The 14531-nt window shown below is 69.1% G+C and carries 19 protein-coding genes; 5 read left to right on the top strand and 14 right to left on the bottom strand.

Going from position 1 to position 14531, the window contains the following annotated elements; translation table 11 throughout:
• Positions 1 to 80: 80 nt before the first annotated feature.
• Positions 81 to 1673 (bottom strand): inorganic phosphate transporter, encoded by a 1593-nt coding sequence (locus ACODTB_RS05460; protein ID WP_291120655.1) that lies wholly within the window; start codon positions 1671 to 1673, stop codon positions 81 to 83.
• A 92-nt stretch (positions 1674 to 1765) separates the two neighbouring features.
• Entirely contained in the window at positions 1766 to 2359 is a 594-nt protein-coding gene (orn, locus tag ACODTB_RS05455; protein ID WP_291120657.1) for an oligoribonuclease, read from the bottom strand.
• A gap of 83 nt (positions 2360 to 2442) precedes the next feature.
• Here orn and ACODTB_RS05450 point away from each other — a divergent pair, with 83 nt between their 5' ends.
• From ACODTB_RS05450 to rsgA, 3 genes are read left to right on the top strand one after another with little or no spacing between them, the layout of a single operon-like run.
• On the top strand, positions 2443 to 3705 hold the full coding sequence (locus tag ACODTB_RS05450; RefSeq protein WP_291120659.1) for a M48 family metallopeptidase: 1263 nt from the start codon (positions 2443 to 2445) through the stop codon (positions 3703 to 3705).
• Positions 3706 to 3719: 14 nt separating this feature from the next.
• Positions 3720 to 4040, top strand: coding sequence for a 4a-hydroxytetrahydrobiopterin dehydratase (locus ACODTB_RS05445; RefSeq protein ID WP_291120661.1), 321 nt, complete (start codon positions 3720 to 3722; stop codon positions 4038 to 4040).
• Positions 4004 to 4978, top strand: coding sequence for a ribosome small subunit-dependent GTPase A (gene rsgA / locus ACODTB_RS05440; RefSeq protein ID WP_488929172.1), 975 nt, complete (start codon positions 4004 to 4006; stop codon positions 4976 to 4978). Before ACODTB_RS05445 ends, rsgA begins: the two co-directional genes overlap by 37 nt.
• A gap of 106 nt (positions 4979 to 5084) precedes the next feature.
• On the opposite strand, the gene ACODTB_RS05435 is transcribed toward rsgA, so the two are convergent.
• From ACODTB_RS05435 to rpsP, 6 genes are all read right to left on the bottom strand, one after another.
• Positions 5085 to 6023 carry a CobD/CbiB family protein gene (locus ACODTB_RS05435; protein ID WP_291120665.1) on the bottom strand — a complete coding sequence of 313 codons (939 nt, stop codon included), beginning with the start codon at positions 6021 to 6023 and terminating at the stop codon, positions 5085 to 5087.
• 61 nt (positions 6024 to 6084) lie between these two features.
• Entirely contained in the window at positions 6085 to 6768 is a 684-nt protein-coding gene (locus tag ACODTB_RS05430; RefSeq protein ID WP_488929147.1) for a CoA pyrophosphatase, read from the bottom strand.
• A gap of 91 nt (positions 6769 to 6859) precedes the next feature.
• The gene (rplS, locus tag ACODTB_RS05425) at positions 6860 to 7216 is read right to left on the bottom strand and encodes a 50S ribosomal protein L19 (protein WP_066268749.1); all 357 of its coding nucleotides are present in this window, start codon (positions 7214 to 7216) and stop codon (positions 6860 to 6862) included.
• Positions 7217 to 7349: 133 nt separating this feature from the next.
• Positions 7350 to 8126 carry a tRNA (guanosine(37)-N1)-methyltransferase TrmD gene (trmD, locus tag ACODTB_RS05420; protein ID WP_291120667.1) on the bottom strand — a complete coding sequence of 259 codons (777 nt, stop codon included), beginning with the start codon at positions 8124 to 8126 and terminating at the stop codon, positions 7350 to 7352.
• Positions 8127 to 8269: 143 nt separating this feature from the next.
• Entirely contained in the window at positions 8270 to 8869 is a 600-nt protein-coding gene (rimM, locus tag ACODTB_RS05415; protein ID WP_291120669.1) for a ribosome maturation factor RimM, read from the bottom strand.
• Positions 8870 to 8885: 16 nt separating this feature from the next.
• Positions 8886 to 9140 (bottom strand): 30S ribosomal protein S16, encoded by a 255-nt coding sequence (gene rpsP / locus ACODTB_RS05410; protein WP_291120671.1) that lies wholly within the window; start codon positions 9138 to 9140, stop codon positions 8886 to 8888.
• Between the two features lie 180 nt (positions 9141 to 9320).
• On the opposite strand from rpsP, the gene ACODTB_RS05405 reads away from it, so the two are divergent.
• Positions 9321 to 9851, top strand: coding sequence for a GNAT family N-acetyltransferase (locus ACODTB_RS05405; protein WP_291120673.1), 531 nt, complete (start codon positions 9321 to 9323; stop codon positions 9849 to 9851).
• Between the two features lie 5 nt (positions 9852 to 9856).
• Entirely contained in the window at positions 9857 to 10306 is a 450-nt protein-coding gene (locus ACODTB_RS05400; protein ID WP_382163694.1) for a hypothetical protein, read from the top strand.
• A 15-nt stretch (positions 10307 to 10321) separates the two neighbouring features.
• On the opposite strand, the gene ACODTB_RS05395 is transcribed toward ACODTB_RS05400, so the two are convergent.
• The 6 genes from ACODTB_RS05395 to ACODTB_RS05370 are packed head-to-tail and all read right to left on the bottom strand — an operon-like array spanning position 10322 to position 14491.
• Positions 10322 to 11278, bottom strand: a complete 957-nt coding sequence (locus ACODTB_RS05395) for an AEC family transporter (protein ID WP_291120676.1) — start codon at positions 11276 to 11278, stop codon at positions 10322 to 10324.
• A 28-nt stretch (positions 11279 to 11306) separates the two neighbouring features.
• Positions 11307 to 11861: a DUF3299 domain-containing protein gene (locus ACODTB_RS05390; RefSeq protein WP_291120678.1), complete on the bottom strand. Its 555-nt coding sequence runs from the start codon at positions 11859 to 11861 to the stop codon at positions 11307 to 11309.
• A gap of 29 nt (positions 11862 to 11890) precedes the next feature.
• A complete protein-coding gene (locus ACODTB_RS05385) occupies positions 11891 to 12130 on the bottom strand; it encodes a hypothetical protein (protein ID WP_291120680.1) in 240 nt (79 codons plus the stop codon).
• A gap of 5 nt (positions 12131 to 12135) precedes the next feature.
• Positions 12136 to 13359, bottom strand: a complete 1224-nt coding sequence (locus tag ACODTB_RS05380; RefSeq protein WP_291120682.1) for an FtsX-like permease family protein — start codon at positions 13357 to 13359, stop codon at positions 12136 to 12138.
• Positions 13356 to 14015 (bottom strand): ABC transporter ATP-binding protein, encoded by a 660-nt coding sequence (locus ACODTB_RS05375; RefSeq protein WP_291120684.1) that lies wholly within the window; start codon positions 14013 to 14015, stop codon positions 13356 to 13358. Before ACODTB_RS05375 ends, ACODTB_RS05380 begins: the two co-directional genes overlap by 4 nt.
• Positions 14012 to 14491 carry a Fur family transcriptional regulator gene (locus ACODTB_RS05370; RefSeq protein ID WP_291120686.1) on the bottom strand — a complete coding sequence of 160 codons (480 nt, stop codon included), beginning with the start codon at positions 14489 to 14491 and terminating at the stop codon, positions 14012 to 14014. Before ACODTB_RS05370 ends, ACODTB_RS05375 begins: the two co-directional genes overlap by 4 nt.
• Positions 14492 to 14531 lie beyond the last annotated feature (40 nt).

Below are 14531 nucleotides of genomic sequence, written 5' to 3'. Positions count from 1 at the left end.
TGCACAAATCATCGCAGTTGCCTGCGAAGCCACTGATTATGGCATGAATTCGGGAAAACCCCAAGTCTTTACATGCGCACTCAGTCGAGCACCGCGCGCACCACGTAGAACAGCAGCGCCGCCAGCACGGCGGTGGCCGGCACGGTGACGATCCAGGCCGCCACGATGCGCATGACCACGGAGCGCTTGACGATTTCCTTCTTGTAGGCCTTCTTGAACGCCTTCTGTTCCTTCTTGGCGAACACCGCATCCTCCGGTTGCGCCAGCTCCCGCTGCTTGGCCAGCCGCTTCATGTCCGCCAGCATGCGCTTCTTCTCGCTCACTTCGGCGGCCTCGAAGCGGCTCAGGTAGGCCTCGACCACATCGCGGTCGGCCCCCTGGTGGCCGGAGCGCACCACACGTTCCATCTTCGCGTAGTTCACCTTGAGCAGTTCGCGCAGGAAGCCGACGCCGAACACCGCGCCGATGGAGATGTGCGTCGTCGACACCGGCATGCCCAGCTGCGAGGCGACGATCACCGTGAGCGTGGCGGACATCGCGATGGCGTACGCGCGCATGTTGTCCAGCTCGGTGATTTCCTTGCCCACGGTGCGGATGAGCCGCGCGCCGTACAGCGCCAGGCCCACCGCCAGGCCGAGCGCGCCCAGCACCATGATCCACAGCGGCGTACCGGCCTTGGTGGCGATGGCGCCGTCTTTCACGGCTTCGTAGATCGCGGCCAGCGGGCCGATGGCGTTGGCCACGTCGTTGGCGCCGTGGGCGAAGCTCAGCAACGCGGCCGAACAGACCAGTGGCCAGGTGAACAGGCGGTTGACACCGTTCTTGCTGTTCTCCTGCCGCCGGGCGTGCCTGGCGATGGGCTTGCGGATCAGTGCCCACACGACCACGGCCAGCACCACACCCGCGCCCATGGCCGTCGGGACCCCGACATGCACCATCTGGCCCAGGCCCTTGAGCAGCATGTAGGTGGTGTAGGCCCAGACCATGGCGGCGATCAGGATGGGCACCACGCGGCTGGCGGCGTCGATCATGTCGCTGCGGTAGGTCACGCTGCGCTTGATGATGTACAGGAAGGCGGCGGCCATCGCACCGCCCGCCAGCGGCGAGATCACCCAGCTGATCACGATCTGGACGATGGTTTCCCAGTTCACCAGGCCCCAGCCACCAGCGGCGATGCCGGCGCCCATGACCGCGCCGATGATGGAGTGCGTGGTGGACACGGGGGCCCCCACAGCCGTGGCGAGGTTGAGCCAGAGCGCGCCGGCCAGCAACGCAGAGAACATCACCCACGCGAACAGCGCCGGGTCCGAGATGGCATTGGGATCAATGATGCCGCCCTTGATGGTGCCGACCACGTCGCCACCGGCCACGATGGCACCCAGGGCCTCGAAGACGGCGGCCACGACGATGGCCCAGCCCATGGTCATGGCACCCGAGCCCACCGCCGGGCCCATGTTGTTGGCCACGTCGTTGGCGCCGATGTTCATGGCCATGTAGGCCCCCACCGCCGCCGCCACGATCAGCAGCCACATCGCCGAAGTCGCCAGGCCGGCGGTGGATGCACCGGTGAGCGAGGCGTACAGACCGACCAGGAGCAGGAAGAACACCGCGGCACCCAGCTGGAGCACCTCCTGATGCTTCGCCACGAAACGGTAACGGGATTTTTTTGTCATGTGAATATCATGTAAACGTCACAATTTTGACATGCGACCGCACACCACCCAGCCGGCGCTCAACAGCACCCGAGAGATGCGGTGGGTGAGGCTCAGCGCAGGAAATGGGTGCGGTAGTGCTCGAGCTCGTCGATGGATTCGTGCACGTCGGCCAGCGCGGTGTGTTTCTGGTGCTTCTTGAACGACTCGTACACCTCGGGCCGCCAGCGGCGGGCCAGTTCCTTGAGCGTGCTCACGTCCAGGCAGCGGTAGTGGAAGTAGGCCTCCAGCTTGGGCATGTACTTCACCAGGAAGCGGCGGTCCTGGCTGATGGTGTTGCCGCACATCGGCGAGCCGTTCTTGGGCACGTACTGGGCGATGAAGGCCAGCAGGGTGGCCTCGGCCTCTTCCTCGCTCACCGTGCTGGCCTTGACCTTGTCGATCAGGCCGCTGCGGCCGTGCGTGCCCTTGTTCCAGGCGTCCATGGCGTTGAGCACGGCGTCGCTCTGGTGCACCACGATCACCGGCCCTTCGATGCGCGGCGTGAGTTGCGGGCCGGTGATGACCACCGCGATTTCCAGCAGGCGCTCTTTTTCGGGGTCGAGCCCGCTCATCTCGCAGTCGATCCAGACCAGGTTCTGGTCGCTCTTGGCGAGGGTGGGGGTGTCGGCGGCGGTGCCCGCCGGGGCGGTGGAGGCAGAAGTCATGGCCGGCATTCTCGCCGATCCGCCGCCCGGGGCCCCCGGCCCCACGGCGCGCGCAAAGGGCCGTCTTCGATAGACTCGGCCCCATGGACACCGCTTCCTTCGCATTCACCGCCGTTTTCTGCGCCCTGCTGCTGCTGGGCCTGCTGGTGCGCACCGTGCTCGCCAGCCGGCAGATCCGCCATGTGGCGCGGCACCGCCACGCCGTGCCCGCGGCCTTCAGCGACACGATCTCGGTGGCCGCGCACCAGAAGGCGGCCGACTACACCATCACCAAGGCGCGCTTCGGCCTGCTGGAGACCGCCATCGAGGCCGCGCTGCTGCTGGGCTGGACGCTGCTGGGCGGCCTGGACTGGCTCAACCAGCGGCTGCTGGACGCGCTGGGCGGCGGCATGCTGCAACAGCTGGCGCTGCTCGCGGCCTTCGTGCTGATCGGCGGCCTCATCACCCTGCCTCTGGGCTGGTACGCCACCTTCCGCATCGAGGAACGCTTCGGCTTCAACAAGATGACGATGTCGCTCTGGCTGGGCGACCTGGTCAAGGGCACGCTGGTGGGCGCGCTGATCGGCCTGCCGATCGCCGCGCTGGTGCTCTGGCTCATGGGCGCGGCCGGCCCCACCTGGTGGCTCTGGGCCTGGGGCGTCTGGATGGCCTTCAACCTGCTCGCGCTGGTGCTCTACCCCACCCTCATCGCGCCGCTGTTCAACAAGTTCGAACCGCTGTCGGACGAAACGCTCAAGGCGCGCGTGAACGCGCTCATGCAGCGCTGCGGCTTCGCCGCCAAGGGCCTGTTCGTGATGGACGGCAGCAAGCGCAGCGCCCACGCCAACGCCTACTTCACCGGCTTCGGCGCGGCCAAGCGCGTGGTGTTCTTCGACACCCTGCTCAAACAGCTCAGCCCCGACGAGATCGATGCCGTTCTCGCGCACGAACTCGGCCACTACAAGCGCCGCCACATCCTCAAGCGCATCGTGCTGATGTTCGCGCTGAGCCTGGCGGGCTTCGCGCTGCTGGGCTGGGTGTCGAGCCAGGCCTGGTTCTTCAGCGGTCTGGGCGTGACGCCGTCGATGGACACGCCCAACGACGCGCTGGCCCTGCTGCTGTTCATGATGGTGGTGCCGCTGTTCACCTTCTTCCTCTCGCCGCTGATGGCGCAGCTCTCGCGCCAGCACGAGTTCGAGGCCGATGCGTATGCCGTGGCCCACACCAGCGGCCCCGATCTGGCCAGCGCGCTGCTCAAGCTCTACAAGGACAATGCCAGCACGCTCACGCCCGACCCGCTGTACGCGCGCTTCTACTATTCCCACCCGCCGGCGAGCGAACGCCTCTCCCGCCTGCAAACCGCCTGACGCGAACCCGACCCATGAACCCGATCCACCAGAACCGCCGCGCCCTCTCCGCCACCGAAATCGTGACCCAGCTCACCCAGCTCAACGGCGATGCCGCCCAGGGCTGGAAGCTGATCGACGGCGCGCTGGAGAAAACCTACAGCTTCGCCAACTTCCACGAGACCATGGCCTTCGTGAACGCCCTGGCCTGGATCGCGCACCGCGAGGACCACCACCCTGACCTGTCGCTCAGCTACGGCCGCTGCACGGTGCGCTTCAACACGCACGACGTGAACGGCATCTCGGTCAGCGACATCCACTGCGCCGCCGCGGTGGACGCCCTGCAGAAGGCCTGATGGCCGATCTGCAACCCGGTCTGGTGGTGGCCGCCCACGGGCGCCACTGCCTCGTGGAAAGCGTCGACGGCGAACGCCGCATCTGCCACCCGCGCGGCAAGAAAAACGCCGTGGTCGTGGGCGACCAGGTGCAATGGCAGGTCACCGGCGACGAAGGCAGCATCGAGCGCGTGGACGAGCGGCGCAACCTGTTCTACCGGCAGGATGAGATGCGCACCAAGTCGTTCGCGGCCAACCTCGACCAGGTGCTGGTGCTGGTGGCGGCCGACCCGGAGTTTTCCGAAAGCCAGCTCACCCGGGCCCTGATCGCGGCACAGGCCGAAGGCATCGACGTGCTGATCGTGCTCAACAAGAGCGATCTGCAGCCCGCGTTCGACCGCGCCTGGGCCCGCCTGGAGCCCTACCGCCGCATGGGTTGCACGGTGCTGCCGCTGCGCCTGAAGTCGGCCGACGGTTCCGACGCCGGCCTCGACGCCCTGCAGCAGCGCCTGGACAACAAGCGCACGCTGGTGCTGGGGCCCTCGGGCGTGGGCAAGAGCACGCTGGTGAACCGCCTGGTGCCCGAAGCCCGCGCACAGACCGGCGAGATCTCGCGGGCGCTCAACTCGGGCAAACACACCACGACCAGCACCACCTGGTACTGGGTGGACGCGCAACGCCGCACCGCGCTGATCGATTCACCAGGGTTCCAGGAATTCGGCCTGAACCACATCGAGCCCATGCAGCTGGCCCACCTCATGCCCGATCTGAACGCCACGCTGGGCCACTGCCGCTTCTACAACTGCACGCACCTGCACGAGCCGGGTTGCGGGGTGGTGGAACACGTGCAGACCGGGGAGCCGGACCAGCCGGCCGACGACCCCCTGGCGATCAGCGAAAACCGCTACCGCCTCTACGGCGAGCTGTTCGCGGAACTCTCGGACAAGCGGCGGTATTGACAGGCTCCCCCCGCGCCGCGCCTGCGGCGCGTCACCCCCAGGGGCAACACCTGTGGCCTGGCGAAGCCAGTTCCACGGTGTTCTGGATGGGGGCACCGCGCTCCGGTTACAGGCCCGCGAGCGTGAGCAGCGCAAGCAGCAGCATCCAGAGCACCACCGCGCGCCAGACCAGCCCCACCACGCTGCTGAGGTGGGCCAGTTGCGGATCCGGCCGGGCGCCGGGGTCGCCCACCACCTCCTCGTCTTCGATCGTGAGCGGGTCGAGCTGCGGGGTCAGCCGCACGTTGATGGCGCCCGAGGTGGCGGCCAGCACCACGCCGTCGCTGCCCGGCGCAAAGCGCTCGGCATCACCGCGCCAGCTGGCCACGGCCTCCTCGAAGTTGCCCACCACGGCGAAGCCCAGCGCCGTCATGCGCGCCGGCACGTGGTCGACCCAGCGCCAGGCGGTCGCGGCGGCGTGCTGCAGCGCCGGGCTGGGCGTGCCGTCCGGGCGGGCGCGCCAGTTGCGCGAGAGGTACTCGGCCAGCCGGTAGAACACCGCGCCCGAGGGACCCAGGCCGATGGCCCAGAACACCACGAAGCACACCAGCACGCCGAACACGTGGCGGTGGGCGGCCAGCACCGAGTGCTCGATCACCTGGCGCAACAGCTCGGTGCGCGGCAGGCTGGAAGCGTCCACCCGCAGCCAGCGGGCCAGCTTCTCGCGCGCGGTGGCGTCGTCGCCCACATCGAGCGCCTGCCGGATTTCGCTGAAGTGGTGGCTGAACTGGCGAAAGCCCAGCGTCACGTACAGAATGCCGACCGTCCACACGAACGCCAGCACGGAACTGAATTGCCACAGGCCCCAGTACACCAGCCCCGCGATGGCCGCCGGCACGCCCACCGCCAGCGCCCAGGCGACCCAGCCATGGGAGGACTGGCCGGCGTCGAGGTTGCGGCGCACGGTGCGCGCCCAGCCGCGCAGGCCGGCGTGAACGGGGTTGTCGAAAGCGAGCGGGCGCGCCTGCTCCAGCAGCAGGGCAATGAGGATGGCGAAAAAACTCATGGCGCCATCATAGTGGCGTGAGGCCCGAGCGCCACCCGGCGCAACAAGGGCTGCCCGGCCCTTAGGCGCTGAGCATGCGGTAGAAGTTGCGCAGCATGCCGGCGGTGGCGCCCCAGATGAACCGCTCGCGGTCGCCATCGAGGTAGGGCATGGAGTACCACTCGCGCACCACACCCTCGAAGGCCAGCGCGTGGCGCTTGTGGTTCAAGGGGTTCATGAGGTAGGCCAGCGGCACCTCGAACACGTCGTCCACCTCGTCCGGGTTGGGCACCAGCTCGAAGCCGGGCAGCACCAGCCCCACGACCGGCGTGACGATGAAGGACGTGCCGGTGACGTACACCGGCAGCGTGCCCAGCACCTCCACCCGATCCGGCGCCAGGCCGATCTCTTCCTGCGCTTCGCGCAGGGCGGCGGCGGTGGCGTCGGCGTCCTCGGGGTCGAGCTTGCCGCCCGGCAGGGCGATCTGGCCCGAGTGGGTGGAGAGGTGGGCCGTGCGCTGGGTCAGGATGAGCGTGAGTTCGTCGCGCATCACCAGCGGCAGCAGCACCGCCGCCTCGGCGGGCGCGCGGTCGACGAACTTGCGCTCGCGGTGCAGTTCGGGCGTCCACACCGGCGGGCGGGCGAAGAGTTCGCGCAGGCCGGTGGGCGTGAGGCGCTGCGCCTGCGCGGGGCGCAGCATCTCGTCTGCCTCGTCCGCGACGATGGGCACCAGGCGCGGATCAAAAGCGGGAAGAACGTGGGTCATGAGGATATGAGCATAGGCCACACGCAAAAAAGCCGCTCCGGGGAGCGGCTCTTTGGGAGGGTGCAGGCAATCGGGCCAGGCCCGATGCGCTTTACGCGCCCAGCTTTTCCTTGATGCGGGCCGACTTGCCGCTGCGCTCGCGCAGGTAGTACAGCTTGGCACGGCGCACGGCACCGCGGCGCTTGACTTCGATCTTGGCGATCAGCGGGCTGTACAGCGGGAAGGTGCGCTCGACGCCTTCGCCGTTGGAGATCTTGCGCACGATGAAGCTGGAGTTCAGGCCACGGTTGCGGCGGGCCACCACCACGCCCTCGTAGGCCTGCACGCGCTTGCGGGTGCCTTCGATCACGTTCACGCTGACGATCACGGTGTCGCCAGGGGCGAACGGGGGAATGACTTTGCCAAGGCGAGCAATTTCTTCTTGCTCAAGGGTCTGGATGAGGTTCATGATTTCCTGTTTTGTCGGTCATGGCCGCGCTGCACTAAAGGCCGCGAATCCGGCAGGGCCCCTGTCCAGACCCTTGCGGGTTTGCGGGGTGGCCCGGTCGCGGCGGCCGGTCAGAGGATCGAAAAGCCTTGGATTATAGCAATCCCTGAGCGCGGAGGAAAGCCTGGTCTGCCGCGTCGAGCAATCCCTGCGCCCGGGCACGGGCCAGCAGGTCGGGCCGGCGGCTGGCCGTGAGCAGCAGGCTTTGCTCGCGCCGGTGGCGGGCGATGCGCTCGTGGTGGCCGCCCAGCAGCACCTCCGGCACCGCCATCGGCCCCCCCGGGCCCTGCCAGACCTCGGGGCGGGTGTGGTGCGGGCTGTCCAGCAGGCCGTCGAGCGCCGGGTTGAAGCTGTCCTGCTGGTGGCTGCCCTCGTCGGTCAGCACGCCGGGCTGCAGGCGCGCCACGGCGTCCAGCAGGGCCATGGCCGCGATCTCGCCACCGGAGAGCACGAAGTCGCCCAGGCTGATCTGCCGGTCCACGCAGGTGTCGATGAAGCGCTGGTCGATGCCTTCGTAGCGGCCGCACACCAGCACCGCGCCCTGGCTGCGCGACCAGCCCTCGACGCCAGCGTGGTTCAGCGCCTCGCCGATCGGGGAAAAAAGGACGACGGGGGCGCGGGCATCGTCGGCCTCCGCGCGCGCGGCGCGGATGGCCTGCAGGCATTGCCACAGGGGCTCGGCCATCATGACCATGCCAGGGCCGCCGCCAAACGGGCGGTCGTCGACCCGGCGGTAGTTGCCTTCGGCGAAATCGCGCGGGTTCCAGAGGTGCACGGCCACCTGGCCGGACTCGAAGGCGCGGCGGTTGATGCCGTGCTGCAGGAACGGTGCGAAAAGCTCGGGAAACAGCGTGATGACGTCGAAGCGCATGATGGATTGTCACCCCCTGCGCCGCTCTCGCGGCTTCCCCCTGAGGGGGACGACGCCAGAGGCCCGGCAAAGCCGGTTACTCGGCATCCCGGGAACCAGACACGCACTTCGGAGATTTCCCTGCCGAGGTGTCTGCGCAGGGATCAATAGTCTTTTTGCCAGTCGGCGGTGATGCGGCGCTGCGCCTTGTCGACATCGTCGATGTAGGCCGCGACGAACGGAATCATGCGCTCGGCGGTCTGCTCGGTGCCGTCCACCGTCTCGGTGTGTTCGAGCACCAGCACCGAGGTGGGGCCGGTGGGCATGAGGTCGCGCACCACGCCCAGGTGCACGCCCTCGCGGTTGAACACGTCCAGGCCGATCAGATCGACCCAGTAGTACTCCCCTTCTGGCGTGGCCGGGAAGGCGCTGCGCGGCAGGTAGATGCGCACGCCCTTGAGGGCCTCGGCCGCATTGCGGTCGTCCACGCCGTCCAGCTGGGCGACCAGGCCGTCGGTGTGGGGTTTCACTTCCGCCACGTCCACGCCCACGCAGCCCGTGAACGCCGAGAAGCCGCGCGCGAAGCGGGCTTCGGGCGGCTGCAGGAACCAGGAGGAGGAAGCGATCAGCACCGAGGTGTCGGCGCTGTGGGGCAGGATGCGGACCCAGCCCTTGATGCCCCACGCGTCCTGTATGCGCCCCAGCTCGACGGCGTCGTCGGGCAGGGGCAACGCCTTGAAGGCGCCGGACGCGGGGTGGCTCACCTTGCTGCGGGCAGGATCAGGCCGCGGCCTTGGCGGCGTTCTGCTTGACCAGGCGCGCCACGGTGTCCGACGGGGTGGCGCCAACGCCGGTCCAGTAGGTCAGGCGGTCCATGGCGATGCGCAGGGGCTCTTCACCACCGCGGGCCAGGGGGTTGTAGAAACCGATGCGCTCGATGAAGCGGCCATCGCGGCGATTGCGCTTGTCGGCAACCACGATGTTGTAGAACGGACGGGCTTTTGCGCCGCCGCGGGAGAGTCGAATGACGACCATGATTTATCCTTCGGGTGGAGAGGTACCAGGATCGGTACTTCACTGGATCTTGCGACCCGCTTTATTTGCAGCGCTTGAGACACACGACTGACCACCCGGCCAGCGAAACGCCACGAAACCCGCGATTATAGCCCGTTCGCTGGTTTTGCCAGCCCCCTTCCCGAGCGACCCACCCTACCCATGCCCCTGATCCGCCCCAGCCGCGACGAAGACCTCGACGCGATCACCCGCATTTACGGCCACCACGTGCTGCACGGCACCGGCACTTTCGAAACCACCCCGCCCACCCTGGCCGAGATGACGGCGCGCCGCGCCGATGTGCTGGGCAAGGGCCTGCCCTGGCTGGTGGCCGAAGAAGGTGGCCAGGTGCTGGGCTACGCCTACGGCAACTGGTTCAAGCCGCGCCCGGCCTACCGTTTTTCGGTCGAGGACTCGATCTACATGGACCCGGCCGCCCACCGCCAGGGCCTGGGCCGCGCGCTGCTTGCCGAGCTGCTGGCCGCGCTGGAACGCGCCGGCACGCGCAAGGTGATGGCCGTGATCGGCGATTCGGCCAACGCCGGCTCCATCGGTGTGCACCGGGCGCTGGGCTTCGAACCCGTGGGCGTGGTGCCGTCGTGCGGCTGGAAATTCGGCCGCTGGCTCGACATCGTGCTGATGCAGAAGACCCTGGGTGCCGGTGACAGCACGCCGCCGAACGAGGGCGCATGACGATGATGCGCAAGAACAAGACGCTGGCGGTCTGGCTGGCGCTGCTGGGCGGCATGCTCGGCCTGCACCGCTTCTATCTGCGCGGCCTGGGCGACTGGGTGGGCTGGCTGCACCCGATCCCGGCGGCGCTGGGCCTGTGGGGCGTGGACCGCGTGCTGCTCTACGGGCAGGACGACAAGCTCTCGTGGGTGCTGATCCCGCTGCTGGGCGCGACCATCTCCGCCAGCTGCCTGATGGCCATCGTCTATGCCTTGACCGACCGCGAGAAATGGAACCGCCAGTTCAACCCGCAGCTGCCGGCGGACGCCGTCTCGGGCGGCACCAACTGGCTGACCATCGGCGCTCTCGTGGCCGCGCTGCTGATGGGCACGGTCGCGCTGATGGGCAGCCTGGCGTTTGGCTTCCAACGCTACTTCGAGTACCAGGTCGAAGAAGGCCGCAAGATCAGCCAATGAGCGAGCGCCCGGCGCTCAGTTGAGCCAGGCCATGGCGGTCATCACCAGGCTGAGCGTGAACAGCGCGAGCACGGTGGACAGGCCCATGGCCGCGGTGGTGACTTCCTGCGCCACCTCGTAGCGCTGGGCGAACAGGAACACGTTCGCCCCCACCGGCAAGGCCGCGGCCACCACCATCACGGTGAGCGGCATGCCGGTGATGCCCAGGCCCCAGGCGCACAGGCCCACCAGCAGCGGCAGCACCAGGTTCTTGGACACGCTGACCCACAGGGCCTGGCGCAGGTGGCCGGCCATGGGCGTGCGCGCCAGGGTCACGCCCACCAGCACCAGCGCGATCGGGCCGAACGCGCTGCCCAGCAATTGCAGCGGCCGGTCCACCACCGTGGGCAGCGTGAGGCCGCTCTGCGCGAACAGCAGGCCGCACAGGATGGGCAGGGGAATCGGGTGGATGAGCGCGCCCTTGAAGGCCGACCACGCCGTGGCCAGCACGTGCGGCGCGCGCTGGCCGCCCGCGCGGGCCTCGCGCGCCACCGCGAGTTCGAGCACGATGGAACCGGTGGTCAGCAGGATCAGCGCATGCACCGACACCAGCGTGAGCACCGTGACCTGCGCGCTCTTGCCGTAGGCCAGTTCCACCAGCGTGATGCCCAGCATCACCATGTTGGAGAAGGTACCGGCCAGGGCCAGCACCACGCTGCCCCGGTTGAAACCCCGCCAGGCGATGGACACCGCCAGCAGCGACAGTGCGGCCAGAAAGTACGCGCCGATCGGCCGCAGGTCGAGTTCCTCGAAATGCACCGAGCTCATGGTGCGGAACAGCAGGGCGGGGATGAGCAGCAGGAAGACCAGGTTGGACAGGTCCTTGACCGCGGCATCGCGGATCCATTGCAGGCGCCCGGCCAGGTAGCCGAGGCCGATCAGGATGAAGACCGGGGTGAGGGAGGCGACGACGGGGTGGCTGGCGATGTTCACCCGGCGATGGTATCGCCAGGCGTGCGCGTCACTCGACGCCGACGGCGCCGGTGATGCGGTAGTACAGGCCGTAGGGGTCGTTCTGCAGCACGTGGAAGGTGCCCTCGACGACCACCGCCTCCAGCTTGTACTTCACCGGCTTGCTGGTGCGCACCTCGACCATGCTCTCGGGCCCGCCCGGCGTGCAGAAACCGCAGGTCAGCGGCACCGAGGCGAGCAGGAAGTGGCGCTGGCTCTCGCCCGGCTCCAGCGGCATCATGAAGCCCTGCAGCCGCAGCTTCTTCTGGTTCAGCTCGGCCACCGGCGCCGGGTACACCGGCACGATGCGCTTGTTCTCGACCTTGGTCGTGATGTCGGTCAGCATCGACCAGGCAACGACATCGCTGCGTTTGGGCAGCGGCGCGAAAGGGCTGAGCGGGCTGTGCACCCCCGCGCCCTGCCCGTGCGGCAGGCCCGAGGGCTGGCTCGACGTGGTGCCCGGCGGCACCGGTGAACCCAGGGTCTGGGCCCCGGCACCGACCAGCGCGGCACCGCCCATCACGAACAGCGCGGCGAAACGGGAGGCTTGGAACAGGTGGCGCATGGGGAATCGTCTCGGTGGGGTTCAGGCCGTCAGTGCGCGTGGCGCATGCCGCAGTATTTTCCCAGGGCCAGACCCTTGCAGGCCACCGCGAGTTCCTGCATGCAGATTTTTTCGCCCTTGCCGGCTTCCAGGCACTTGGCCGCGCCTTCGTGCGCCACGGCCATGGCGCGGTGGCGGGCGATGTCTTCCTTGGTCTCCTTGTCGGAATGCTGGGCCAGCGCGGCGGTGGACAGCAGGGCGGCGGCGAACAGGAACAGGGTTTTCTTCATGGTTTCTACCTCGAATTCAGGAGTTGAGTGACATCGACACGGTAGGCGTGGAAGGCCGGCAGGAGCGCCGCCACCACCGCCACCCCAACGGCCAGCACCGGCACCCAGGCTTCGCCGGATACCCACTGCCAACCCGTGATGGCCAGCGAGTGCCGGGCCATCAACATCTCGCCCATCAGGGCCGCGAGCGCGTGCGCGGCCAAAAGGCCCAGCGCACACGCCAGCAACGCGAGCCACAACGCCTCGCACAGCAGCAACGCAGCCACCCGCGCGGGCGGCGCGCCCAGCATGCGCAGCATGGCCAGGTCGGCGCGGCGCTCGCGCACTGCGCTCCAGAGCGCGATGAAGACCGACAGCCCCGCCACGCCCAGAAGCACCGCCGCCAGCCCGCGCAGCACCTGCGTGCCCACACCGACCATGCTCAGCAGGCGCGTGATCTCCACCGCCGGCGCGGCGGCCTGCAGCGAGGTGGTCTGGTTGATGAAGCGCGGCAGGCTCACCGCCGCCAGCGGCGTGCGGTAACGGATCAAGGCCAGCGTGATCTCGCGCTCGGCCGCCAGCGCCTCGGCCAGCTCGGCGCGCTCGGCCTCGTCCATGTTCGCGCCGGCGTGCATGTCGTCGTGCACGCGCCAGACCGATTCGGTGGCGGTGAGCACCAGCCGGTCGAGCACGCAGCCGCAGGGCGCGAGCACGCCGGTGACGGTGTACGGCGTCTCGCCGTGCGCGCTGCCGCCCACGCCCAGGCCGTGCGCGCCTTCGAAGGCCTGGCCCACCTGCAGGCCCGTGCGCGCGGCGACCTGTGCGCCCAGCACGGCCTCCAGCGGCGCCTGCCAGAGCGCGCCCTGAGCCAGTTGGGCACCGTAGTGGGCCGGGTACTCGTGCGTGGTGCCCACGATGCGGAAGCCGCCCAGGTTGTCGCCCAGGCTCAGCGGGATGAGCTGCGCCACCTGCGGGTGTTCCGCGAGTTGGCGGGCCTCGGCCAGCGGGATGTTGCCGGGCGGCACGTCCAGGTGGAACACGCCCGCGAGGATGAGCTGCATCGGGCTGCCCTTGGCGCCCACCACCGCGTCGATGCCGGCGAGGTCGCGTTCGAAGGCGCGGTCCACCTGGTCGCGCGCGATCAGCACGAAGGCCATGGAGGCCAGGCCCAGCGCGAGCAGCAACAGGTTGAGCGCCGTGGCCAGCGGGCGCGACCAGAGGTAGCGCCAGGACAGGGTCAGCACGTTCATGCCACGCGCTCCGGGCCGGCCGCCGCAAAGGCCAGCAGTTGCGCGTGCGGCAGCGCCTCCCGCACGCGGGCGTCGTGGGTGGCGATCACGAGCGTGGCGTCCAGCGCCTCCGCGCTGCGGCGCAGCAGCGACAGCGCCGTCATGCAGGCATCGTCGTCCAGGCTCGCGGTGGGCTCGTCGGCCAGGATCACGCGCGGGCGCAGCAGCACGGCGCGCGCCAGCGCCACGCGCTGGGCCTGGCCGCCCGAGAGCTGGGTGGGTCGGCGGTTCGCCAGCGCGCCGAGGTCCAGCGCCGCCAGCACCTCGGCCACGGCGGCGCGGTCCACCGGCAGGCCGGCGGCGAAGTGCGCGAGCGCCAGGTTGTCGGCCACCGTGAGCGCATCGCTCAGGTGCAGCTGCTGCGGCAGAAAACCGATGTGGCGCGCGCGCCAGGCATCGCGTGCCGCACCGCGCAGGGTGCCCACCGACTGACCGGCCACCACGATCTCGCCCGCGCCGGGCGTGAGCAGGCCGGCGGCCAGCGCCAGCCAGGTGGACTTGCCACTGCCCGAGGGCCCGCGCAGCAGCAGGGTGCCGCCCTGCGCCACCGACACATCGGCCATGCGCAGCGGCGCCTGGCCCGCGTGGGCGTATTGCAGCCCCCGGGACTCGATCACGCGGCGGGCTCCAGGCAGTCCGCGCAGGTGCCGTGCACCGCCACCTGCTCGCCCCGATGGCCCTGGCGCGCGAGGCTGCGCAACAGGTCGCGGGCCAGCTCGCTCACGTCGGCCATCGGAAATTGCCGGTGGCAGGCGTCGCACTCGAAGCGCGGCGGCGTGCCCTCGTCGGCATTCGCATCCAGTGGCGCCAGGCTGAAGCGCCAGGTGCGCGCCTGGTCGTCGGTCTGGCGCTGCAGCACGCCGCAGGCGGCCAGGCGGTCGAGCAGGCGGTAGAGCGTGACGCGGTTGATGTCCAGCCCGCGCGCGGTGAGCGCGTTGAGCGCCTGCGCGTGGGTGAGCCCGCCGTGCGGCTGCGCGAGGAACAGGCCAAGCACGGCGCGCGTGGCCAACGTGCGGCGCAGGCCGGCGGCTTCCAGCCGGGTCTGGATGTGGGGTGGCACGGACACCGGCTCTTTGGTTTGGCGTGGCGACATGGCTCGGGCCTCCGTAAATGCAACTATGTTGCGTTAATAT

Source organism: Hydrogenophaga sp. FG152 (genome assembly GCF_057809615.1).
Note: the sequence above shows the minus strand (reverse complement) of the source record. Positions and strands in the feature narration are given on the sequence as shown.